Annotated in this window: 12 protein-coding genes; 4 read left to right on the forward strand and 8 right to left on the reverse strand. The window is 72.8% G+C overall.

Going from position 1 to position 22607, the window contains the following annotated elements; translation table 11 throughout:
* Nucleotides 1–5 precede the first annotated feature (5 nt).
* Genes OG322_RS33025 through OG322_RS33045 form a run of 5 tightly spaced genes read right to left on the reverse strand, consistent with a single transcriptional unit; the run spans nucleotide 6 to nucleotide 14637 of the window.
* A complete protein-coding gene (locus tag OG322_RS33025; protein WP_329307354.1) occupies nucleotides 6–4010 on the reverse strand; it encodes a non-ribosomal peptide synthetase in 4005 nt (1334 codons plus the stop codon).
* The gene (locus OG322_RS33030; RefSeq protein ID WP_329307355.1) at nucleotides 4007–8740 is read right to left on the reverse strand and encodes a non-ribosomal peptide synthetase; all 4734 of its coding nucleotides are present in this window, start codon (nucleotides 8738–8740) and stop codon (nucleotides 4007–4009) included. The genes OG322_RS33025 and OG322_RS33030 overlap by 4 nt, the downstream gene beginning before the upstream one ends.
* Nucleotides 8740–9792 carry a MupA/Atu3671 family FMN-dependent luciferase-like monooxygenase gene (locus OG322_RS33035; protein WP_123468117.1) on the reverse strand — a complete coding sequence of 351 codons (1053 nt, stop codon included), beginning with the start codon at nucleotides 9790–9792 and terminating at the stop codon, nucleotides 8740–8742. Before OG322_RS33035 ends, OG322_RS33030 begins: the two co-directional genes overlap by 1 nt.
* The gene (locus OG322_RS33040; protein ID WP_329307356.1) at nucleotides 9777–13307 is read right to left on the reverse strand and encodes an amino acid adenylation domain-containing protein; all 3531 of its coding nucleotides are present in this window, start codon (nucleotides 13305–13307) and stop codon (nucleotides 9777–9779) included. The genes OG322_RS33035 and OG322_RS33040 overlap by 16 nt, the downstream gene beginning before the upstream one ends.
* Nucleotides 13291–14637 (reverse strand): MFS transporter, encoded by a 1347-nt coding sequence (locus tag OG322_RS33045; protein WP_164494651.1) that lies wholly within the window; start codon nucleotides 14635–14637, stop codon nucleotides 13291–13293. Before OG322_RS33045 ends, OG322_RS33040 begins: the two co-directional genes overlap by 17 nt.
* Before the next feature lie 321 nt (nucleotides 14638–14958).
* On the opposite strand from OG322_RS33045, the gene OG322_RS33050 reads away from it, so the two are divergent.
* Both OG322_RS33050 and OG322_RS33055 read left to right on the forward strand, forming a co-directional pair.
* The gene (locus OG322_RS33050; RefSeq protein ID WP_123468111.1) at nucleotides 14959–15345 is read left to right on the forward strand and encodes a hypothetical protein; all 387 of its coding nucleotides are present in this window, start codon (nucleotides 14959–14961) and stop codon (nucleotides 15343–15345) included.
* Nucleotides 15346–15487: 142 nt separating this feature from the next.
* Nucleotides 15488–15799, forward strand: coding sequence for a hypothetical protein (locus tag OG322_RS33055; RefSeq protein WP_124286894.1), 312 nt, complete (start codon nucleotides 15488–15490; stop codon nucleotides 15797–15799).
* A gap of 156 nt (nucleotides 15800–15955) precedes the next feature.
* Here the strand turns inward: OG322_RS33055 and OG322_RS33060 are convergent, their stop codons facing one another.
* Nucleotides 15956–18646 (reverse strand): BTAD domain-containing putative transcriptional regulator, encoded by a 2691-nt coding sequence (locus OG322_RS33060; RefSeq protein WP_311316999.1) that lies wholly within the window; start codon nucleotides 18644–18646, stop codon nucleotides 15956–15958.
* A gap of 592 nt (nucleotides 18647–19238) precedes the next feature.
* Here OG322_RS33060 and OG322_RS33065 point away from each other — a divergent pair.
* On the forward strand, nucleotides 19239–20600 hold the full coding sequence (locus tag OG322_RS33065) for a helix-turn-helix domain-containing protein (protein ID WP_164494649.1): 1362 nt from the start codon (nucleotides 19239–19241) through the stop codon (nucleotides 20598–20600).
* A gap of 127 nt (nucleotides 20601–20727) precedes the next feature.
* Nucleotides 20728–21729 (forward strand): ornithine carbamoyltransferase, encoded by a 1002-nt coding sequence (locus tag OG322_RS33070; protein WP_329307357.1) that lies wholly within the window; start codon nucleotides 20728–20730, stop codon nucleotides 21727–21729.
* A 192-nt stretch (nucleotides 21730–21921) separates the two neighbouring features.
* Here OG322_RS33070 and OG322_RS33075 read toward each other — a convergent pair whose 3' ends face one another.
* Nucleotides 21922–22134 carry an MbtH family protein gene (locus tag OG322_RS33075; protein ID WP_123468105.1) on the reverse strand — a complete coding sequence of 71 codons (213 nt, stop codon included), beginning with the start codon at nucleotides 22132–22134 and terminating at the stop codon, nucleotides 21922–21924.
* 143 nt (nucleotides 22135–22277) lie between these two features.
* Nucleotides 22278–22559: a hypothetical protein gene (locus OG322_RS33080; protein WP_123468103.1), complete on the reverse strand. Its 282-nt coding sequence runs from the start codon at nucleotides 22557–22559 to the stop codon at nucleotides 22278–22280.
* Nucleotides 22560–22607 lie beyond the last annotated feature (48 nt).

The following is a 22607-nucleotide window of genomic DNA, read 5'->3' on the forward strand; positions in this document are numbered from 1 at the left end:
GGGATTCAGTCCCCTCGGAGGGCGGATTCGAGGGCCGCGGCGATCTCGGCCGCCGGGCCCGGATTGAGTACGTCGCTGTGACCGCAGTCCAGTTCGTGCACATCGAGCGAGGCGGTCACGCGCCGCCAGGCCCCGGTCTTCTCGGCCGTGGTCGGCCAGGCGTCGCGCGTCGCGGAGAAGAGGGTGAGCCCGCCCCCGTAGTCGGACGGCCGCCATGTGCGTACGAGCGCGCTGTGGTGCGCCCCGATGTCGACCAGGGTGTGCAGACGGGCCTCGGACAGGCCGTCGAAGGCCCCTTCGTGGGTGGTGGAGAACACCGTGGCCCGGTCCAGCGGCCCGTCCGGCACCGGCGCACCGGGGGCGTGGGAGTGGAGCAGGATGCGCAGCATCTCGTCCTCGACGGCGGCGGGGTCCAGCGGGGTGCCGAGGATCTCGTCCGGCATCGGCATGGCGTCCACCACGGCGAGCATCCGCACCTCCTCGCCGGCCCGGCGCAGCCGCACCGCCAGCTCGTGGGCGAGGGGCCCGCCGAAGGACCGGCCGAGGAGCAGATACGGTCCCCGTGGCTGGAGTTCACGGATGCGCGGCAGATACAGGTCCGCCATCTCACCCATGGTCGGCGGGAGCCGGTCCACGCCGGTGAGCAGCGCCGGGCTCTGGAGGGTGTGCACGGGGCGGGCCGGATCGAGGTGCGGCAGCAGGTTCACGTACGACCAGCCGAGACCGAGCCCCGGGTGCACGCAGATGAGGGGGGTGAGGTTTCCGCCGGCCCGCAGGGTGAGTACGGGCGCCAGGCTGTTGTGCTGCGGATCGGCCGTCGCCGTCGCCGTCGCCGTCGCCGTCGCCGTCGCCGTCGCGGGGCGGCTGAGGCCGGGGCGCAGCGCGGTCCGCGGCGCCGGGCCCTTCCCGGACGGCGGTGCGTCGAGCCGGGCGGCGAGAGCGGCCGGCGTCGGTGCGTCGAACAGCGCGGAGAGCGGGATCCGGACGCCGAGCACCGTCTCGATCTTCGACTTCAGGCGCAGCGCGGTCAGTGAATGGCCGCCCGCCAGGAAGAAGTCGGTGTCGGGCCCGACCGCGGGGATGCCGAGCACCGTGCCGAACAGGGCGCACAGCTCGCGCTCGCGCGGGGTGCGCGGAGTCCGGTGCCCCGGTGCCCCGGTGCGCCCGGGGTCGGGGAGTGCGGCCCGGTCGACCTTCCCGTGGCGGGTGAGCGGCACCTCGTCGATACGGGCCCACAGGGACGGCACCAGGTGCGCGGGCAACCGCTCCGCGGCGTGCGCCCGTGCCCGGTCGAGGGTGCGCTGCCACCGCTGCGCCTCGTCCGCGGGGGTGCCGGAAGCGTCCTCCGCGTCCCTGGCCGGCACCAGCCAGGCGGCCAGCAGCTTGCCGCCCGCCGCGTCGAGCCGGGCGCCGGCCACGGCGCGTGCCACGCCGGGGCAGTCCGCCAGCACGGTCTCTACCTCGGCGGGTTCCACCCGGAAACCACGCACCTTGACCTGGTCGTCGGCCCGGCCCGCGAACTCCAGGGCGCCGTCGGACCTCCGCCGGGCCAGGTCACCGGTGCGGTACATACGGCTGCCCGGCGGCCCGTACGGATCGGCGACGAACCGCTCCGAGGTGGGCACCGGCCGCCCGAGGTAGCCCTGGGCGAGCCCGGTGCCGCCGATGTACAGCTCACCGGTGGCGCCCGCCGGGACGGGGCGCAGCCGGTCGTCCAGGACATGGGCCCGGGTGTTGTCCAGGGGCCGCCCGACGGGGATGCCGCCCGGCTGACCCGCCGGCTCCTCGGTGGCGGTGTGCGCGGTGGCGAACACCGTCGTCTCGGTGGGCCCGTACCCGTTGACGACCACCGTCCCCGGGCAGTGCTCGTGGAGACGGCGCACGGTGTCGGGCGCGAGGACGTCGCCGCCGGACCACACCTCGCGGAGTCCGGACAGCGCGTCGGGCGCGATCTCCGCGACGGTGCGCAGCAGTTCGGGTGTGAGCATGAGGGCGGTGACCCGCCGGTCGGGGACCACCCGCTTGAGCAGGTCGGGAGTGATCGCCTCGGCGGGGGCGACGACCACGGTCCCGCCGTTCAGGAGCGGCACCCACACCTCGTAGGTCGACGCGTCGAACGTGTACGGGTTGTGCAGCAGCACCCGGTGGTGGGCACCGCCCGCGAAGCGGCCGTCGGCGGCGAGTTCGGTGATCGCCCGCTGCGGGACCACCACCCCCTTGGGCTCTCCGGTGGAGCCGGAGGTGTAGATCACGCAGGCGGCGGCCCCGGGATGGGCGGGGACCCCGTGGAAGGGCTCGGGACCGGACTCCTCGGTGACGTCCAGCACCGCGGTTCCGGCGGGCAGCCGGATCGCGGTGGAACCTGCCCCCGCCGTGAGGACGAGGGTGGGAGCCGCCGCGGCCAGCAGCCGGGCCAGCCGCTCCGGCGGATGCGCCGGGTCGAGGGGGAGCCAGCAGGCGCCCGCCTTGAGGACGGCGAGCTGGGCGACGACCACGGACGCCGAGCGGGGGAGCAGGAGGCCCACGGTCTGCCCCGGCGCCACGCCGGCCCGGACGAGCCGGCCGGCCAGCCGGTCCGAAGCGGCGTCGAGCCGGGCGTAGCTGAGGGTCTCGCCGTCCGCGTCGAGGGCCGGCGCGTCCGGGGTCCGGGCCACCTGGGCGGCGAACCGCCCGGTCACGGTGGCAGGCGCGGCGGGCGCCCGGGAGGGGCCGTCGGCCAGGGCCAGCAGCTCGTGCCGCTCCGCCACGGGCAGCGCGTCGATGTCGTCCACGGGTGTGTGCGGGGAACGGGCCAACTGCTCCAGTACGTGGGCCAGGCGCCCGGAGACCGCGGTCGCCGAGATGCCCCGGCGACAGCTCACCGAGAGCAGCAGCCGGTCCTCCGCGACCGCCGCGATCGTGACCGGGTAGTGCGTCGCGTCCGTCACCTTCGCCAGCCGCACGGCGCCGGGGGCGTCCTCGCTCCCTTCGGTTCGCGGGAAGTTCTCGAAGGCGATGATGGAATCGAAGAGTTCACCGACCCCGGCGGCACGCTGCACCTCGGCGGCGCGGGCGTGGTGGTGGGCCAGCAGCCGGGACTGCTCGTCCTGGACCCGGCGCAGCAGCTCGTCCACCCGCTCGCCGTCCTGCAGCCGGACTCGTACCGGCAGGGTGTTGATGAACAGGCCCACCATGGACTCGACGCCGGGCAGGTCGTGCGGGCGGCCCGAGACGACCGCGCCGAAGACCAGGTCGCGGGAGCCGGTCAGCCTGGCCAGCACCAGGGCCCAGGAGACCTGCACCAGGGTGTTCAGGGTGACGCCCGCCGCGGCGGCCCGCCGGACCAGCATCCCGGTGAGACCGGTGGTCAGCCACACCTGGGAACGGTCGGGTGCCGTGTCCGGCCCGGTGGGCGCCAGCAGCGCGGGCCGTTCCAGTCCCTCCAGCGCCTCGCACCACGCGGCCTCGGCCTTGTTCCGGTCCTGACCGCCCAGCCACACCAGATAGTCCCGGTAGGGCGCGGCGGGCGGCAGCGGCCGCCCTGCCACCAGGGCCGCGAGATCCCGTTCGACGACCGGCATCGACCAGCCGTCCAGGAGGATGTGGTGGAACGACACGATCAGTTCGCCGCCGGTGTCGTTCCGCAGGAACGTGGCACGCACCAGCGGCGGGCGGGCCAGGTCGAAGCGGAGCGCCGCGTCCTCGCGCAGCGCCTCCTCGGTCCGCACCCGCACCTCGTCCGGGGTGAGACCCGTCAGGTCCACGTCGGCCCACGGCACCGCGACCGCATTCGGTACGACCTGGACCGGCCGGTCCAGGCGCTCGTGCCGGAAGCAGGACCGCAGATTGGGGTGCCGGTCCAGGAGCGCGGTGACCGAGGCCCGTACCGTCTCCTCGGCGGTTTCGGGGCCGGTCAGGAACCGGGCCTGCACCAGATAGGGGTCGGGTCCCGCGGTCTCCCGGGCGGTGTGGAAGAGCAGGCCCTCCTGGAGCGGGGAGAGCGGCAGTACGTCCGCGATGCGCGCGTTCATCGTCGTTCCCCTTCGTCTTCGTTTTCGTCCTCGTGCTCGTCCTCGTGCCGGGCGGGGCCGATGCCGTCGAGGCCGTCGTCCGGATCGTCGAAGTCCATGTCCTGCGCCAGCAGTTCGAGCTGGTCCCCGGTGAGGTCGACGAGCGGGAAGTCGGACGGGGCGTGGACGGCTCCGCCGTCCGGCCCGCAGTGGTCCGCGAGGACTCCGAGCGCCTGTGACCACGCCGCGGCCAGTGCGCCCACCTCGTCCTCGGTGAACACCCCCGACGGGTAGGAGAAGCTCGCCTCCAGCAGGGGCTCGCCGTTCTCCTCGCGGGCCAGCACGTCCACCTCCAGGGTGTGCGCCAGCGGGACGGCGTCCGGCCCGAGGTCGAGCAGCCGCCCGCCCGCCGCGTCGGTCGCGGTGAACCGGCCCAGATAGTTGAAGCGGACATCGGGTGCCGGCAGTGCGGCGAGTGCCGGGCCGGTCTCCGGGTGGAGATAGCGCAGGAGCCCCCAGCCGAGCCCGCCGGAAGGCACCGCCCGCAACTGCTCCTTGACGCACTTCAGGGCCTCGCCCGGGTGGCCGCCGGGCTCCATCGAGGCGGCGCCGATGTCCAGCCGGACCGGGTACTGCGTGGTGAACCAGCCGACGGTGCCCGACACATCGACCTGAGTGGAGACGACCTCGCGCCCATGGCCCTCCAGATGGACGAGCAGAGCGGATCCGGTTCCCCGCCGCTGTACGGCCGCCGCGGTCAGCGCGGTCAGCATCACCGCGTCGGGACGGCAGTTGAAGTCGGCCGGCAGGGTGACGAGCACACTCCGGGTGAGCTCGGGGCCCAGCTCGAAGGTGAGGGTCTCCCGGCGCCCGCCCGCCTCCCGGTCCCCGGTGAGGCGGGCGGCGCTGTCCGCCAGCTGCCTTTCCCACCAGGGGAGTTCATCGATGCGCAGTCCTGCTTCCCGGGACAGCAGCCGGGACCACCGGGTGAACGAGGCGGTCCCCGCGGGCGCCGCTTCGTCCTCGGGGCGGGGGTCGAGCGCCGCGGCCAGTTCCTGGCCGAGCACCCGCCAGGAGAACCCGTCGACGGCCAGGTGGTGCACGGTCAGGACCAGGGCGCCGGGCCGGGCTGGACCGGGGTCCAGCCACACCGCCCGCACCATCTCGCCGTCCTCGGGCCGCAGGGTGGCGGTGCGCGCCAGTTCCGTCGCCCGGGAGTGCAGGTCGGCGTCCGCCGCCACGGCCAGCCGGACGGCTCGCGCCCCGGCCGGCGCGCGCTCGGCGGGCACCTCCAGCTCCCAGCCGGTGTCGCCGTCGCGCACCAGCCGCATCCGCAGCGCGGCGTGCCGCTCGGTCAGGGCGGCGACGGCCTCCTCGATCGCCGCGAGTCCGGTGCCGGGCGCCAGCGGGAACAGCATGGACTGGGTGAACGCCGAGGTGTCCCGGACCTGTTCGCGCCACCAGTGCATCACCGGGGTGAGCGGCAGCCGCCCGGACCCGGTGTCCTCCTCGGCCGGGGCGTCGGTGTCGGGCGTCCGCGCCAGCACGGCGAGCCGGGCGGGGGTGCGTACGGTGAACACGTCGTGAGGCGAGAGCACCAGACCGGCCGCCCGTGCCCGGGCGGCGAGCTGGATCGCCATGATGCTGTCACCGCCGAGACGGAAGAAGTCGTCGTCGGCACCGGCCTGTTCGACATCCAGAAGCTCGGCGAAGAGTCCGCACAGGACCGCCTCGCGCGCCGACCCGGGGAGCCGGACGGTGTCCCCGGTCCGTTCGGCCGGTGCCGGCAGCGCGGCCCGGTCGAGCTTGCCGTGGGACGACAGCGGCAGCGCGTCCAGAGCCACCACGGCCGCCGGGACCATCGCCGCGGGGAGACGCTCGGCGGCGTGCAGGAGCAGCGCGTCCTCGTCGGTCTCCACACCCTGCGCGGGCACCACGTACGCGACGAGCTGCGCGGTACCCCGGTCGTGCCGTACGACGGCCACCGCCCGCTCCACACCGGGGTGTTCCACCAGCGCGGCGGCGATCTCGCCGGGCTCGATCCGCAGCCCGCGCAGCTTCACCTGCTCGTCGCCGCGCCCGAGGTAGTACGTGATGCCGCTGTCGTCCCGGTGGACGAGGTCGCCGGTGCGGTACATGCGGCTGCCGGGCGGACCGTAGGGGTCGGCGACGAACCGTTCGGCGGTGAGCGCGGCACGCCCCAGATAGCCGCGGGCCAGTGCGGCGCCCGCCAGGTAGAGCTCGCCCCCGGTCCCGGCCGGGACCGGCCGCAGCCGCTCGTCGAGGACGTAGGCCGTGGTGCCCCGCACCGCTGTGCCGATGGGCGGCACCGTTCCGTCGGCGTCCAGTGGCCCGGAGACGGTGGCGACGACGGTGGATTCGGTGGGCCCGTAGGCGTTGTGGAAGCGCCGTCCCGCGACGGCCCAGCGGGCCACCAGGTCCGGCGGGCAGGCCTCCGCGCCGACGACGAGCGCGCGCAGTTGCGGGTGCGGTCCGTCCGGCACCGTCGCGAGCACGGACGGCGGGACGAACGCGCAGGTGATCCGCCGCTCCGTCAGCACCGTCCCGAGCTCCGCGCCCACGAGCGGCCCGGGGGGCGGCAGTACCAGGGTTCCGCCCGAGCCGAAGGCCAGGCACAGTTCGCCGACGGAGATGTCGAAGGTGGGCGGTCCGAGCTGGAGCACCCGGCTGTCGGCGTCCAGCGCGACGCAGTCCACCAGGCTCCTGGTGAGCGCGGCCACACCGGCATGGGTGACCAGCACGCCCTTGGGGGTGCCGGTGGAGCCGGAGGTGTGGATGACCTGGGCGACATCGTGGGGCTCCGGGCCACCGGGCGACAGCGGTGCCCCGGCCCAGGCATCCTCGTCGAGGACCAGCGTCGCAACGTCCGTCCCCAGGGGCGCGGCGCCGGGCTCGGTGATCAGGAGCACGGGCGCGGCCTCGTCGAGGACCCGGCGGATGCGCCCGGCCGGGTGGGCGGGGTCGACGGGCAGATACGCGGCACCGGTGCGCTGCACGGCCAGCGCCGCCACCGGCCAGTCGCTGCCGCGGGCGAGGGCGAGCGCCACGATCCGCCCGGGACCGGCACCGAGGCGCACCAGCCGGCCCGCCAGCCGGGCGACCCGGTCGTCCAGCTGGGCATAGGTCAGGGTGCGCCCCGCGGACTCGACGGCCGGTGCGTCCGGTGTGCGGGCCGCGTGCCGGGTCACCAGACCGGGCAGCGACACGGGGCCGGGGGCGGCGGACCCGGCGGAAGCGGCGAGCAGTTCGGCGCGCATGACCGCGGGCACCAGGTCGATGTCCCCGACGAGCGCCGTGGGGTCGGCGGTGATCTGCCGCAGCAGTTCGACGTAGCACTGCGTCCAGCGGGCCACCGTCGCGGGGCTGAAGACGTCGGTGCGCAGACCGAAGCTGCCCTCCATGCCGTCGCCGCTGTCCTTCACCACACCGACGAGGTCGTGCTCGCCCCCGGTGTGGATGCGCTCGGGCTCCGCGAACTCCTTCATCACCGTGACGCTCGGCTGCTGCGTCAGATGCATGAACACCCACTGGTACAGCGGGGCCCGGCCCGCGCTGCGTTCGGGTGCGGCGGCCGACACGATCCGGCCGACGGGCACGTCCGCGTTGGCCATCAGATCCGGGAAGTCGACGGCGAACCCGGCGAGCACATCGGCGAACGACCGGTCGGGGCGCACCTGCCAGCGGGTCGGCACGGCGTTCATGACGTACCCGATGACCTGGTCGAGGCCCTTGGCCGCACGGTTGGCGATCGGGGTGCCGATCACCAGGTCGTCGGCGCCGCTGACCCGGTGCGCCAGGACGGCGAAGGCCGCCATGAGGACGACGTAGACGGAGGAGCCGCGCTCCCGGGCCAGCGCCCGGACAGCGGCGGTGGTCGCCGCGTCGATGTGGAAGGGGACGTTCGCGATGCCGTCGCCCTCGGCGGCGGTGCCGGTGCCGGCGCCCGGCACGGTCAGCGGACCGGGCGGGTCGGCGAGATAGCGGCGCCAGAAGTCGAGCCGGCTCCCGAAGACCCCGGCCTCCACCAGCTCGTCCTGCCAGGACGAGAAGTCGGCGTACTGGACGTCGGGCCGGGTGAGGGGCGGCTCCAGACCATCGCGCAGGGCGCCGTACGCCTGGGCGAACTCGTTCTGCAGCACATCGAACGACCACCAGTCGCTGATGGTGTGGTGCAGGCTCAGCATCAGGGTGGAGCGCTGTCCGCCGACCCGGACGAACCGGGCCCGGATCAGCTTGTCCCGGCTCAGGTCGAAGGGGCGGTTGCGGAAGGCCTCGAAGGCCTCGTCGATCGTCCCGCCGGTGCCCCGCAGATCCTCGTGCTCCAGGCCGAAGGTCCCGTCGTCGGGGAACTCGACGTGCAGCTCGCCCGACGGATCCGTCACGATCCGGGTCCGCAGGATGTCGTGGTGACGCTGGATCAGCGTCAGCGCCGCCTCCAGATGCGCCGGGTCGACGGGCCGCTCGAAGTGGTAGGCGGCGCACAGATTGAGCGCGGGGGTGCCCGGATACAGCGAGTCGTACACCCACAGGTCGTGCTGCGCCGGGCTGAGAGGCACCCGGCGGGCCGGGTCGCGCGGCGGTATGACGGCGGGTATCTCGCGGGCCCGCCCCGCCTCCAGCAGTCGGCGCATCAGCCGGACCCGCTGCTCCCGGCCGAGTGCGCCGAACCGGTCGGCCATGGAGGGGGACGCCGCGCCCGGAACGGGGCGCGAAACGGTGGGGGCGCTCATCACAGGTTCTCTTTCAGTTCGGCCAGCCGGTGCAGCCCGGCCAGTACGTCGTCCCGCCCGATGCCGAAGTCGATGAAGCAGGCGACCTCGTCGACGCCCAGCTCGGCCAGATCGGCGAGCATCTTGGCGCAGTGGCCCGGGGAGCCGAGCAGACTGCCCCAGCTCAGATAGCGCTCGAAGGCGAAGTCGGCGAGCATCGCGGTCTGCTGCTCGGTGAGCTGTGCGGTCGTGGGGTCCGCGGACCGGTTGGCCGCCGTCTGGCGGACGTACGAGGCGAGATAGGTCTTGAGGGGCGCACCCGCCATCCGGCGGACCTCCGCGTCGTCGGCGCCGACGTAGGTGTGGGCCATGAGCGTGACCCGGCCGTGTGCGTCGGTGCCCCGCTGGTCGGGGGCCGCGGCGCAGGCGGCGCGGTAGAGGGCGATCTTCTCGGCCAGTTCCTCCCGGCTCTGCCCGACGGTCGCGCCGAGCACTCCGGCGCGCAGCCCGCCGGCCGCCGCCCAGGTCTCCGGGTTGCCGGACGTGGTGACCCACAGCGGCAGGGTGTCCTGTACGGGCCGGGGCTGGGGTGTCACGGAGACCGGAGTGCCGGTGCCGTCGGGGTACTCGGCGGCCTCGCCCGCCCAGAGCGACCGCAGCCGCGGAATGGTCTCCAGAGCGGTCCGCCGCCGGTCCGCGTACTGCTCGGGGGCCAGCGTGAAGTCCTTGGAGTGCCAGCCGGTGGCGACGGAGAGGCCGACCCGCCCGTGCGAGAGGTTGTCCACGACGGCCCAGTCCTCCGCCACCCGCAGCGGGTGGTGGAGCGGCAGGACGACGCTGCCCGCGCGGATCCCGATCCGCTCGGTGGCGACGGCGAGTGCCGCGCTGAGCACCGGAGGGCTGGGGAAGACCTGCCCCACCTGCTGGAAGTGGCGTTCGGGGGTCCAGACGGCGTGGAACCCGAGCCGGTCGGCCGTACGGGCCACGGCGAGGATGTCCTCGTACGTCTCGGTGTGCCGGGCCTCGCCGGCGGTGGTGCTGTCCGCACCGAAGAACATCACACTGAGGTCCACTGCCGCTCCTCCTGCTTCCTGCTGGGCTGGGTCTGGGTCTGGGTCTGGGTCTCCGGGCGCCGCGGCACCCGGGGGCGGCGCGGGATGGCGGTGGGCGCTACCGGTCCGGGAAGGGCGGCCGCCCGTTCCAGCTCGGCCGCGAAGGCCGCGACCGTGGGCGCGGCGAACAGCTGGGCCACGGTCACCGGCCGGCCGGCGCCGAGCCGGGCCACGACGCGTACCGCGCGCAGGGAGTTGCCGCCGAGGGCGAAGAAGTCGTCGTGCGGACCGGCGCTCGGCACGCCGAGGACCTCGCACCAGACGGCGGCGGTCTCCCGCTCCAGAGCGGTCATCGGGCGTTCGGCCGTGCCGCGGTGCCGGGTCGGTGCGGTGATCCGGTCGCCCTGGCCGGCCCGCCGGGGCGGCGCGGTGAGGCCCAGCCGCGACAGGGGCGTTTCGGGGTCGGCCGCGGATGCCTCCAGGGCCTGGGGGAGGGCCTGGGCGAGCCACTGGACGAAGTCCGCCTCCAGCGCCTCCCCGCGGTACTCGAAGGTCAGGGTCAGTCCGTCCGGCGCACCGTCCGCCGTGCTGGAGTCCGTGACGTCCACCAGGAGTTCGAACCGGGCGGCGCCGGTGCGCACGACCTCGACGCCGTGTTCGGCACCGGGCAGGGTGACCTCGGCCCGTGCGTTGTTCTGGAGCGCGAGGACCACGTCGGTGAACGGCTGACGGCCCGGGGAGCGCGCCGGGTTGAGGGCCCCGACCACGTCCTCGAACGGCACGTCCTGGTGGCTGAACGCGGCCAGGTCCGTCTCCCGCACCCGGGCGAGCAGCTCCGCCGCCGTGGGGTCGCCGGACAGATCGGTGCGCAGCACCAGCATGTTGACGAAGAACCCGACGACGTCCTCGACGCTGCCGTCCCCGGCCCGGCCTGCCACCGGTGCGCCGACCGCCAGGTCCTCGTCCGCGCCGGCCCGCACCAGCACGGTGGCCAGCGCGGCGTGCAGGGCCATGAAGAGCGTGGCGCCCCGGGCGCGGGCCGACTCGACCACCCGGGCGTGGGCCGCCGCGTCCAGCCGGCACACCACGACCTCCGCGGCCGGACCGGGTACGGCGGGCCGCCCGGCGCGACGGGGCAGCAGCGGGCCGCCGTCCGGCAGCCCGTCCAGCTCCTTGCGCCAGTACGTGAGCTGACGGGCGGCGAGCGCGTGCGGATCGGCCGGTGAGCCGAGCCGGCCGAGCTGCTGCCGGGCGTGCTCCCCGTACGGGACGGCGAGCGGCACGAGTACGGCGTCCGCGCCGGCGACCCGTGCCGCGTAGGCGCGGGACAGATCGCGGAAGAGCGGCGGCAGGGACCACCCGTCCCCGGCGATGTGATGGACCAGCACCAGGAACGCGTGTTCGTCCGGCCGTTCCTGGGAGGTGAACAGGGTTGCGCGGAAGGGGAGTTCGGTCCGCAGGTCGAAGCAGTGGCGGGCCTCCCGCTCGATCTCCCGGTCCGTCGAATCCGCGGTGGTGCGCAGGACGCGCAGGGGCGGCCGCGCGGCCGCCCCGCTCAGCACCCGCCGTACGGGGGCGCCGTCGGCCTCCTCGAAGACGGTGCGGAGCACCTCGTGCCGGTCGGCGACCTCGGCCAGCGCGTCACCCAGCGCGGCCGCGTCGACCGCGCCCCGCAGGCGCACCAGCATCGGCAGGTTGTACGCGGCGCCGGACCCGATCCGGTCCAGGAACCACAGCCGGTGCTGCGCGTGCGAGACCGGGAGCGCACCGGAAGCGGTGCCGGGCGCGGGAGCGGCGGGGGGCGCCGGGGGAGCGGTGTCGACGAACGGGGCGAGCAGCGCCGGGGTGGGCGCCTCGAAGAGCCCGCGGATATCGATCTCGGCGCCGAGCGCGGTGCGGATCCGGCCCAGCAGCCGTGCGGCCAGCAGGGAGTGGCCGCCGAGGGAGAAGAAGTCGTCGTCCGGGCCGACCGCCTCCGCGCGGAGCACCTGGGCGAAGAGGTCGCACAGTGCGGCCACGGTCCCGCTCGCCGCCGCCCGTCCGGCCGGGGCCACCCCGGCTCCGGGCTCCGGCAGGGCGGCCCGGTCCAGCTTTCCGCTGGGGGTCAGCGGCAGCGCGTCCAGCGGTACGAAGACCGCCGGCACCAGGTAGTCGGCCAGCACGCTGCGGGCGTACTCGCGCAACTCCGCCTCCCGGAAGCCCTGTCGGGCGCCGCCGCGCGGCACCACGTACGCGGTCAGCTGGCGGTCGCCCGCCGGGTGCTCATGGGCGAGAACCGCCGCCCGGTCGATGCCGGGATGCCTGGCCAGTACGCTCTCGACCTCGCCCGGCTCCACCCGGAAGCCCCGGATCTTCACCTGGCTGTCGGCCCGTCCCAGGTATTCGAGGACTCCGTCCGCGCGCCGCCGTCCGAGGTCACCGGTGCGGTAGACGCGCTCGCCGGACGGGGCCGCGACGAAGCGTTCGGCCGTCAGCGCGGGCCGCCCCCGGTACTCACGGGCCACGCCCGCCCCGGCGGCGTAGATCTCGCCGGTCGCGCCGTCCGGTACCGGGCGCAGCTCCTCGTCGAGGATGAACAGCCGCTTCCCCAGCAGCGGACGGCCGATCGGCACCGGGCCGTCGCCGAGTTCGGCAAGGGCCACCGGGTGGACGGTCAGGAAGACCATGCACTCGACGGGGCCGTAGCCGTTGCTCAGCCGCAGGCCCGGGCTGTGCTCCAGGGCGCGCGCCGCATGCGGCGCGGACAGTGCCTCGCCGCCCACCACGAGTTCCCGCAGCCCCTCCAGTACCTGCGGGTACTCGTCGACGACGACGTTGAAGAGGGAGGCGGAGAGGTACATGGAGGTGATGCCGTGCTCGGCGACGAGCCGTGCCATCAGGAAGGGTTCGGGCCGCCGCCCCGGATGCAGGACGCAGGTCCCCCCGTTCATGAGCGGCCCCCACAGTTCCAGGGCGAACGCGTCCCAGGACAGCGGCGCGCACTGGAGCCAGACGGCGCCGGGGCCGAACGAGGCGAAGTCCTGTCCGGTGAGGGTGGAGGTGAGCGCGTGGTGCGACGCGGCGATGCCCTTCGGCCGCCCGGTCGATCCGGAGGTGAACATCACGCAGGCGATGTCGTCCGGCCGGACCCGGACGGTGCCGCGCGGCAGCGGCCGCGCCCCCGGGGCGTCCTCGATGTGCACCTGCGTCACGCCGAGCCCGTCGGGCGCGGTGCCGCGCGCCGACACGACCACGGCCGTCCGCGCGTCCTCGGCCATCGCGCGCAGCCGTTCGGCGGGGAAGCCGGGGTCGAGCATCACATAGCCGGCTCCGGCCTTGAGGATGCCGAGCACCGTCACGACGAGCGCGGTGGAGCGCTCCAGGTACACCCCGACCGTGTCACCGGCCCGGATGCCCCTCGCAGCCAGCAGACCGGCCAACCGGTCCGCCCGTACGTCGAGTTCGGCGTAGTCGATCCGCTCGTCGGCGTCGATCAGCGCGGTCGCGCCGGGCGCCAGGACCACCTGCTCCTCGAACAGTTCATGCGCGCACCTCATCGCGTTCACCTCCCTGGCGGTCGCTCTGCTCGACCGGCTCCCGCGGGGCGTCGAGATCGGGCAGCAGGATGTCGATGTCCCTGATCGAACGGCTGGCGAGGCCCCAGAGGGCGACAGCGGTCCCGCCGATGCCGGCCAGGAACAACATGGCCGCCATGCCGCTGCCCGGAGAGTCGCCGACGAGGGGCCCGAGCACGGTGAAGACGCCGGAGCCCTGGGCGGCCTGAGGTTCGAAGACGTGGTCGGCGAGCGGTCCGGAGACCGCCATGGCCAGGGGTACGGAGATCTGTGACAGGAACATCACCGCGCCGAAGACCCGGCCCTGCCATTCGTGCGGGACCTTGGTCTGCACGATCGTCTGCATCGAGGCGTTGACCATGGTCATGAGCAGTGCGCCGACCAGGATGGCCAGGCACCAGCCGGTCACACCGCCCACCAGGCCCATCACCACCAGGCCGGAGAGAGACATGCCGACCACGCCGAGCATCATGCCCCGGCCCCGGTTCCTGGGACCGCCCCAGGCCGCCATGAGCAGCGCGCCGGCCACTCCGCCGACACCCACCGAGGTGTTGACCGCGGCAAGCGCTCCGTTCCCGGCCCGGAGCAGCACCATCGGCGAGATGAGGGCGAAGCCGAACACCATGACCAGGTTGACGACACAGAAGTTGATGATCAGGTCACGCAGACTGGGCACCCGGAACAGATAGCGCAGCCCCTCGACGGAGTCGGCGGTGATCCGCTGCCGCGGTGCGTCGGGCTTCTTCGTCACCCGGTCACCGGCGAAGCGCACGATCCGGACACCGATGAGGGCGAACGCGTAGCTCGCCACGTCGACCAGCAGCGTCGGGCCGATCCCGAAGAGCGCGAGCAGGAGACCGCCCAGCGCCGGGCCGCCGATTCCGGCAGCACTCTTCGCGCCCGCCAACAGGCCGTTGGTGCGGTCAAGTTGGTCCTTGCGGACCAGCAGGGGAACGGCCGATGACAGGGCCGGGAACTGGAAGGCGGCACAGACGCCGAGCAGTACCGCGGCCGGATAGACCTGCCAGGACTGGAACGCGCCGAGGTAGTGGAGCAGGGCCAGTGAACCCACGACGAGGAGCCCGCCGGCATCGGCTATCTGAAGCGCGGCGCGCTTGGGTATCCGGTCGACGATTGCGCCCGCAATGGGACTGAATACGGCCTGCGGAAGCATGGCGCACAGCGAGAGAATGGTGACCGCGGTCGCCCTCTCACCGGACGACCACACCTCGACGATGAAGGCGAACCGGACCGCCGCGCTGCCTGCCAGGGATACCGCCTGACCCGACCAGACGAGGAGAAAGGGGCCCATTCCCGAGAAACGACCAGGAATGTCCGGTGATATCCGGGCGCCCATCAGGATTCGGGTCCGTTGCGTACCGGCGTTCGGCCCATCGTGCCGCCGCCGTCGAATGGTCTGGTTACCACGCCTCAATCTCCCGGATGTCGCATCACCTGCGGATCACCACGGATCCCTGTCTGAATCGAACAGGGTCATCATGCGGCCACCGATTACCGCTGCGTTCCCTTAGCGAACGAGGGAACGGGAAGAAAGCGGGAACGGATCGGGAGGGAACCGGGAGCCGGGACGGCAAGGGTCGTTGTGTAGTTGTCTGCAGTAAGGAGTACTCAAGTGAAGGACCCCAGGGATCGCTCCCCCGACGGGACGGAGCTGCGCCAGGCCTTCCAAGACCTGTCCACCGTGGAACGGTGGGCCGAGCATGTCGCGTCCGGTGGTCATTCCCACCCGTACGCCGCACCGGAGTCCTGGGAGGGCCCCCAGCTCAGCGTCGAGACCAGAACCGAGGACGGCATGCACACGGTGGCCGGGATCGCGGCGTGGCCGCCCGGTGGCGACGGTGGGGTGGCCGTCCTGGACGAGGCGGAGCGTGCGGTGCTCCGCTCCCTCGTGAGATCGCTGCTCGACCTGGCCGGCCATGAACACGGAACAGCCCGTACCCGCGTGGTGCTCACGCCCGTCGGCCCCCGCGTCGCCGCCTGCCAGCTCGACGTCGAATAAGACCGTCTCCGGTCCGTTCCCGCGGCAGTTCCCAGCGGCGGTATCAGGGCAGGAACGGACCGGGAACGCCTGTCAGCAACATCAGTGGTGTCGGGAAGCGGAACACCGCAAAAACCCACAAACACTACTTAGGGGCGGGACCATGGGACACAAGCTTGCTGGGCTCTTCGGGATCATCGCGGCGACGCTGGCCTTCGGCATCGGCGTGACGGTCGAGGCGGGGCAGTCGCACAGCCCCCGGAGCACGCAGCAGGTTGTGGCCGACGACAAGGGCCCGACGGTGATCGGTACCCGCATACTCGCCGACGACAAGGGCCCCACGGTCATCGTCGCCACCCCCAACGACGACAAGGGGCCCACGGTCATCGTCGCCACCCCCAACGACGACAAGGGCCCCACCGCCATCACCGACACGACCAACGACGACAAGGGCCCGACATCCCCCCTCGTGTGATCCCGCGCCTCGACAAGCACGCCCCGCACCGGAGTCACGGTGTGGGGCGCGGTGCTGTCCGGGCCGGTGCGGGGAACCCGGCGGGCGGCTGCCGTGCGGTGCTGTTCAGCGGTGCTGCGACGACGTGCCGTGACGGGGTGCTGCGGCGGCCGGCCGTCAGCCGCGACGGTGCCCCTTCAGCACACCCATCTCGCCGAAGAGCTTCTCGGCCTCGGCCCGGTACCGGACGGCGTCCGGTGTGTCACCTAGGGCGTCGGCCATGCCCGCGAGGGCGTAGGCCTCCTCGATGCGATAGCTGAGGGACGAGGAGAGTTCATGGGCGTGGGTGTGCAGCGCGAGAGCCGCCGCCGTGTCGCCCTGGCGCCGGCGCAGTCGGCCCACCATGTTCTCCACCTTGGCGCGGCGCAGGGGAGAGGAGTTGGTCCGCATCAGGTTGAGGGCCAGTTCCGCCTGGTCCGGATCCCGGGGAGGCCGGCCCAGCAGGTTCTCCACATCGGCGGACAGCGCCAGGGTCAGGGCGAGGTTCACCTCGTTGCCGGCGTCCCCGTACAGTCCGCGGGCCTCGGCCAGGCAGCGGTCGGCCTCTTCGTAGGCACCCAGGCCGACATGGGCGAAGGCGAGGTCGGTGATGGCTCCGGGCAGTCCCTCGTGCTGCCCCAGCTGCCGGCTCAGTTCGGCCGACCGCAGGGCCGCGTCCCGCGCCTCCTCGTACCGTCCCCACTGTTCGTAGAGCGTGCTCAGGATGGTCAGGCTCTCGGCCTCCGCGCGCGGCATGTCCAGGTCGCGCTCGTGCGCGATCGCCGTCTCCATGTGGCCCAGGGCCGCGGAGAAGTCGCCGAGCAGGCTGTTGAACTGGCCGAGGATGCTCTCACTGTGGGCCTTGGTGTGCAGGTCGCCGAGACGGATCGCGACGTCCCGGCTCTCCCGGGCGGCTTCGAGCCCCTCGGTGAGACGGCCGAGTTTCCAGCAGGCGACGCCCAGGTTGGAAAGGCTCACGCCCAGCAGCGCCAGATCCTGCAGCCGTCCGGCGGCGGCGACCGCGACCCGGCTCAGCTCGCCGAAGTCCTCCAGGAGGCCGAGGTCGTTGAGCTGGAAGACGAGATTGCGGGACAGGCACACCACATACCGGTCGTGGCCCTTGCGTTCGGCGAGCGTGACGGCCGCGAGGAGCGCCGTCTGCTCGCGCAGGAACCACTTGCGCGCCCGCTCGGCGGTGCCGAGGTCGGGCAGTTCGGCCGTGGAGGGCGGGATACCGGTGCTGCGCCGGCGCCGCCCGGAATAGAGGAGATCGCACGCCTCCTCGGTGGCGGTCAGGTAGTAGCCCAGCAGCCGTTCCACCGCACCGGAGTCCTCGGCGGCCTCGATGAGCAGGCTCTGCGCGAAACTGCGGACCAGGTCGTGGAAGGTGTAGAGGCCGATCTCCGGCTGCTGCACGAGGTGGACGTCCAGCAGCATCTCCAGCAGGTCCTCCGCGTCCCGGGCGCCCGTGCCGAGCAGCGCACCGGCGGCGTGGATGTCCATGTCGCTGCCCGGGTGCAGGGCCAGTGTCGAGAACGCGTTGCGGCACTCCTCGTCCAGGGCCTGGTAGGACAGGCGCAGGGTGGCGGAGACGCTGCGGGCGCCCGAGCTGAGCTCGTCGAGTCTTCGGGTCTCGTCGCGCAACCGTTCGGCCAGGTACTGGAGGGTCCAGCGCGGGCGGTTGCGCAGCCGCGCGGTGGCGATCCGCAGGGCGAGGGGGAGATGGCCGCAGAGCTGGGCGAGCTCGGCAGCCGCCTCGGGCTCGGCGGCGACGCGCTGGGCGCCGAGCGTCTCGGCCACCAGCATCGCGCTGTCCTGGGGCGGCATCACGCCGATGGAGATCCATCGCGCGCCGTCCAGATCGACCAGGCGGGCCCGGCTGGTGACCATGATCAGGCTGCCGGGGGAGGCGGGCAGCAGCGGGCGGATGGCGGCGGCGTCCGCCGCGTTGTCGAAGAGGATCAGCAGCCGCTTGCCGACCAGGGTGGCGCGCCACAGGGCGGTACGCGCCGGCACGTCGTCGGGGATGAGGCTGCCGGGGACGCCGAGGGCCCGCAGCAGACTGTCGAGCGCCATGCCCGCGGTCACCGGCTGGTCGCCGGGCGTGTACCCGCGCAGGTCTATGTGGAGTTGCCCGTCCGGGTACTCCGGTGCGAGCCGGTGGGCCGCCCGCACCGCGAGCGAGGTCTTGCCGCAGCCCCCCATGCCGTCGATGGCCACGATCTGAGGGCCCTGCTCGCAGCCGTCCTTGGCGGCACGCATGATCTCGGCCAGTTCCCGGTCCCGTCCGGTGAAGTCCGCGAGGTCGTAGGGGAGGGTGCTGGGGGGTTCGGCGGGCAGCGCCACGGCCATGACCGGGGCGGGCGCCGGCTCGGGTCCGGCCAGCTCGGGGCTCTCCCGGAGGATTCCCTCGTACAGCTTGGTCAGATTGGGGCCGGGGTCTATGCCGAGCTCCTCGACGAGGAGTTCGCGCACCTTGCCGTACTCCTCAAGGGCCTCGGCCTGCCGCCCGGACCGGTACAGGGCGATCATCAACTGGCCGCGCAGGGACTCGCGCAAGGGGTTCTGCTGGACCAGTTCCCTCAGTTCGACGACGAGTTCGGAGGCCTCGCCGAGTCCCAGGTGGAGTTCGAAGAGCTGTTCCGCCGCGGTCAGCCGGCGCTCCTCGATGGAGGTCGACGCCGCCTCGATGACCGGGCCGCCGCCGCCCGACAGAACAGGCCCCCGCCACAGGGCGAGGGCGCCGCGCAATATCTCGGCGGCTTCGGCCGTACGGCCCTCGGCCGCGGTCAGCTTTGCTTTCCGGATCAGTAGGCCAAATTCAGCCAAGTCGATATCGCATTGTTCATCGGCGACGCGATAGCCGGGCCCATCGGTGAGCAGGACGTGGGCACCCCCCGGTATCCGCCTCCGGAGATCCGCGACCGCCTTACGTACTTGGTGTGGCGCCGTCGGCGGCGGGTCTTCGTCCCAGGCCGCCTCGACCAGCCGGGAAACCGGTAGCACCTTTCCGGGCTCCAGAAGCAGAGTGGCCAGAACTCGCTCCTGGATGACTCCCCCCAGCCGGAGCCGTGTCCCGTTCGACCACCCCTCTATCGGGCCAAGAATGTTGAAGCGCAGCCGAACCTCTTCCGCTGTTGACACGCATCCTCCCCCTATAGCTCTGCCCACCCGCAGCTCTACCCAGGCGCGAGGAGATCGTAGCCCCTGGCACAAGGAAGTCGCGGTACTGCACCGGGAAGACTTCGGGAATGGCTCGATGGAAGCTGTTCATCGATGGCAGGCCTTCGCTGCCACGGAGAGTACGGAGCGTGAGCGGGCCGGAAAGATCCCGGTCCGGGGCGCGCGTTCCGGACAGTCCGGGGAGGCCGGGCAACCGGCTATTGCATTTTCTGAGCATGTGGAGACCGAGGAGACAATGATGAATTCCCAGCCTGCACCCGGGCTTGACGCTCTGCTGCAGAATGCGCGCAGGCGTGCGGGGCTCACTCAGGAACAGCTCGCGGGGCTTTCCACGGTGAGCGTACGGGCCATTCGAGACCTGGAGCTGGGGAGGGTCCAGCACCCACGCAGGGAAACGCTGAAGCTCCTCGCCAATGCCATGAGACTAAGTGACACGCGACGCGTCGAGCTCGAACTCGCCGTCGATGCGAAGGCGGTGGGCCGCGTCTTCCAGGACATCTACGGGGCGGACCTCGCCACACCGCCCCCTCCGCTGCGTCCGCTGGTCGGACGGCGCGCGGAACTGGAGGCGCTCACGGCCCGGTTGAGCACAGATCATGAGCGGCTGCTGACGCTGGTGGGCCTGCCGGGAGTGGGGAAGTCGCGGCTCGCCCAGGAGGCCGCCTCCGTCATCCACGCCCGGGACCGCGTTCCGGTGCTGTGGGTCTGCCTGGACGACACGGCCGAGACCGCGGAAGCGGCCCCCAGCAGCCCGCAGTCGACCGTGGCCGGCTGGGTGCGCGCACTCGTCCGCGACGGTGAGGAATTCGAGGAGCTGGCCACACTCATCGGTTCCAAGGCCACCCTGATCGTACTGGACGGTCACGATGCGTCACCAACTGTCACCCCTCGGCTGCTGAGTCTGCTGCGTGCCTGCGAGCGCCTGAAAATACTCACCACCACCGACCGGCCGGTGCAACTGCCCGGTGGACGGCTGCTGCCACTGGCGCCGCTCGCGGTGCCGTCCGCCGCCGATCTGACCGTCGAGGTGGCCGGCGACACCCTCGTCGCGGACCGGGACGCCGTCGAGCTGACGCTCTCCCATGTCAGTTACATGCGACCCGACTTCCTCCCCACGGACGCCGTCGTCACCACCGTGGCCCACATCTGCCGGGCGCTGGACGGGATGCCGCAGGCGCTGGAGGCCGCGGCCTCGTGGCTGCTGCTGTACTCCCCCCAGCAACTTCTGGACATCGCCCTCACCGCACCGCTGGTCCTGCTCGACGGCGTCACGCCCACCGATCCCGCCGCCGGCCCCACCCTGAGCGAGCGGCTCACCGACGCCGTGACCGGGCTCGCCCCCCAGGCGGCCGCGCTGCTGCGCACCCTGGCCACCCTGGAGGACCCGTGGACGGTGGACGGCGCCGCGCGCGCCTGCGGAACCTCGCTGGCCGGGACGGCCCGTGACGTGCACGCCCTGCTGGTCCGCGGCCTGATCCGCCGCCTGCCCGCCACGTCGGGCGACTCGGTGGGCTTCACGGTGCTCAACCTGGTCCGGGCGGTGCTCGCGGCGGAGCGGGAGACGGCGCCCGCCGCTCTCACCGCGGTGCTGGTCGACTGAGGGCTTCCCGCCCATGAGCGCGGGAAGCCCCTCGCGCTCGCCACCGCTCGCCCGAAGAACCCTCGTGTCCCCTCGCGCTCCACTCTCGTACTGCCAGATCACCTTGCTCCCTTACCTGCCCCCCGAAATGCCGTCCGGACCTGCTTCCGCTCTCGCGTTCGCCCTCTTCCTCTTCCTCGCCCTCGTGAAAGGCACCTCACCCATGCGCAACCTGATCTCGCTCGCCGACCTCACGCCCGCCGAGCTGGACCACCTCGTGCGGCGCGCCGTCTCGTTCGGCCGCGACGGCATCGTGCCGAAGCCGCTGGCCGGACGGCAGATCGGCCTCTACTTCCGCAAGTCCTCGACCCGGACCCGTACGTCCTTCTGGAGCGGGGCGACCCGGCTCGGCGCCGATGCGATCACCTTCGGCCCGAACGAACTCCAGCTCACCACCGGCGAGACGGTGGAGGACACCGCCCGGGTGCTCGGGCAGTACCTCGACGCGCTCGTCGTACGCACCAACGGGGACGTGGAGGAGATCCGCCGGCTCGGCAGCAGCGAGGACCTGGCCGTCGTCAACGCCCTGAGCCTGGACGAGCACCCGACCCAGGCGATCGCCGATCTCGCCACGCTCACCGAGCAGTTCGGCTCGCTCGACGGTCTGCACCTGCTCGCCGTCGGCGAGGGAAACAGCTCGGGCGCTGCCCTCGCGCTCGCCGCCGCTCTCACCCCCGGCCTGCGCCTCACGCTGCTGTGCCCGCAGGGATACGAGGTGCCCAAGGACACCCTGGACCTGGCGGCCGAACTCAGCGACGGCAAGGCCCTGGTGACCCAGATCGTGACGCCCGGCGAGGTCGAGGGCCCGGTGGACGCGGTGTACACCAGCCGCTGGCAGACCATGGGGGTGACGAAGGAGAACCCCGACTGGCTCAGCGACTTCGACGGCTTCCAGATCAACCGCGGCTTCCTGGAGCGCTTCGGCGGCCCGCAGACCGTCTTCCTGCACGACCTGCCCGCGGTCCGGGGCGAGGAGGTCACCGACGAGGTGCTCGACGGCCCGGCGAGCCTGGCCTGGCGCCAGGCCCATCACAAGATGACCGCCGCCGCGGCGGTCCTGGAGTGGTGCGTCGCCGGCGCCCAGGACTGACCGCCCGGCCCGCGTTCCGCGGGCCGGGCCGACGGCGAAGCTCCCGGCAGCCATGGGTGCACCATCGAGACCCCATGGCTGCCGGGAGCTTCCCGCGTAAGCCCGCCCTTCCCGCGCGCACACGCGGGAAGGGCGGGTGCGAGACGCGATACGCGCCGCACCCGCCCTTCCCGGGCGGGAGAAACAGTGGGTTCAGCCACTCATCGCCGCGACGACCGAACGCGGCCGCATATCGGTCCAGTTCGCCTCGATGTATTCGCCGCACTCCTGCTTGCTGCCCTCGTCCTTCACCAGTTCCCAGCCCGCCGGCTGCTGGATCCGGGCCGGCCACAGCGAATACTGGCCCTCTTCGTTGGCCAGCACCACATAGCGGCCCTGAGAGTCCTCGAACGGGTTGGTTGCCATGATTTCCACCTCGGTTGGACGAAGGTATGCATTCGGTCGTCGGGTCTGACTGAGTTCTTTTCGCCTGCATCAAAGGCTAGGAGCCGCGGACCGGTTCGCCGGGCAGAAGCCCAGGCAGATCGGCGGCACCACGGAACGCGGGATCAGGCGAGCACGCGGGCGGTCTGATGCGCGTAGGTGAGGGCGACCCCGGTGGCCACGGTCGCCGCGCGCACCGCGCCGAGGGCCTCGCGCACCAGCTCCGAGCGCTCCGCCGGCATCACGTCGAACCCGGTCTGACCGGCACGGACGATGTTCACCGCGGCTTCGAGCACGGCGATCTGCGCCTCGCCGAGCGCTTCCCTCCGGTCTACCCTCTCCCGCACCTGTGCCAGGACGTCCGCGAGCACGTCCGCCGCACGGACGCTGTGGCCGGTCTCTGCCATGTCATGACTCCTCGGTCGTTCGCCGGCGGTGAGCACAGGGCCGGGCGG

Source organism: Streptomyces sp. NBC_01260 (assembly GCF_036226405.1).
In the GTDB taxonomy this organism is placed as follows: Bacteria; Actinomycetota; Actinomycetes; order Streptomycetales; family Streptomycetaceae; genus Streptomyces; species Streptomyces laculatispora.

Bases quoted from the DNA above. Each gene is read 5' to 3' on its own strand.
- OG322_RS33025 (WP_329307354.1), bottom strand. From the start codon at position 4,010: ATGAACGCGCGCATCGCGGACGTACTGCCGCTCTCCCCGCTCCAGGAG.
- OG322_RS33040 (WP_329307356.1), bottom strand. From the start codon at position 13,307: ATGAGGTGCGCGCATGAACTGTTCGAGGAGCAGGTGGTCCTGGCGCCC.
- OG322_RS33080 (WP_123468103.1), bottom strand. From the start codon at position 22,559: ATGGCAGAGACCGGCCACAGCGTCCGTGCGGCGGACGTGCTCGCGGAC.
- OG322_RS33075 (WP_123468105.1), bottom strand. From the start codon at position 22,134: ATGGCAACCAACCCGTTCGAGGACTCTCAGGGCCGCTATGTGGTGCTG.
- OG322_RS33070 (WP_329307357.1), top strand. From the start codon at position 20,728: ATGCCGTCCGGACCTGCTTCCGCTCTCGCGTTCGCCCTCTTCCTCTTC.
- OG322_RS33065 (WP_164494649.1), top strand. From the start codon at position 19,239: ATGAATTCCCAGCCTGCACCCGGGCTTGACGCTCTGCTGCAGAATGCG.
- OG322_RS33045 (WP_164494651.1), bottom strand. From the start codon at position 14,637: ATGGGCCCCTTTCTCCTCGTCTGGTCGGGTCAGGCGGTATCCCTGGCA.
- OG322_RS33055 (WP_124286894.1), top strand. From the start codon at position 15,488: ATGGGACACAAGCTTGCTGGGCTCTTCGGGATCATCGCGGCGACGCTG.
- OG322_RS33030 (WP_329307355.1), bottom strand. From the start codon at position 8,740: ATGAGCGCCCCCACCGTTTCGCGCCCCGTTCCGGGCGCGGCGTCCCCC.